Source organism: Photorhabdus caribbeanensis (genome assembly GCF_018448885.1).
GTDB classification, from domain to species: domain Bacteria; phylum Pseudomonadota; class Gammaproteobacteria; order Enterobacterales; family Enterobacteriaceae; genus Photorhabdus; species Photorhabdus caribbeanensis.
This window is the reverse complement of the sequence record NZ_RCWB01000121.1, coordinates 1-878: the sequence shown is the minus strand read 5'-3', so window position 1 is coordinate 878 and position 878 is coordinate 1. Positions and strand designations below refer to the sequence as shown.

The window sequence follows — 878 nt, the reverse complement described above, 5'->3', positions numbered from 1 at the left end:
TAGAACTGTGGACGGTAGCCTTTGAAGAATGGCGTATGACGGCCGCCTTCGTCTTTGCTCAGAATATAAACTTCTGATTCGAAAGTGGTGTGTGGCTTGATTGAACCGGGTTTTGCCAGTACCTGACCACGTTCGATTTCGTCACGTTTTGTACCACGCAGCAGAACACCCACGTTCTCACCCGCACGGCCTTCGTCCAGCAGTTTGCGGAACATTTCTACGCCAGTACAAGTGGTTTTCGCGGTGTCTTTGATACCCACGATTTCAACTTCTTCACCGACTTTAACAATACCGCGCTCTACACGACCCGTTACCACAGTACCACGGCCTGAAATAGAGAAGACGTCTTCGATTGGCAGCAGGAATGGCTGGTCGATTGCACGCTCTGGTTCTGGAATGTAGCTGTCCAGAGCATCGGCTAGTTCAATGATCTTCGCTTCCCACTCTGCATCGCCTTCCAGCGCTTTCAGCGCAGAACCACGGATAACTGGAGTGTCGTCGCCTGGGAAATCGTACTGAGACAGCAGCTCGCGCACTTCCATCTCAACCAGTTCCAGCAGCTCTTCGTCGTCTACCATGTCACATTTGTTCAGGAAAACGATGATGTAAGGAACGCCTACCTGACGACCTAACAGGATGTGCTCACGAGTCTGTGGCATTGGGCCGTCAGTCGCAGCAACTACCAGGATTGCGCCGTCCATCTGAGCCGCACCGGTGATCATGTTTTTCACATAGTCAGCGTGGCCTGGGCAGTCAACGTGCGCATAGTGGCGGCTTGGGGTATCGTATTCTACGTGAGAAGTAGAGATGGTGATACCACGCGCTTTTTCTTCTGGCGCGTTATCGATTTGGTCGAATGCACGAGCATTACCACCGTA

Annotated in this window: 1 protein-coding gene; it reads right to left on the bottom strand. The window is 52.2% G+C overall.

The features are described from left to right. The coding region (gene tuf, locus EAE90_RS23250; protein ID WP_214055451.1) for an elongation factor Tu at nt 1-878 on the bottom strand (878 nt) is incomplete at both ends.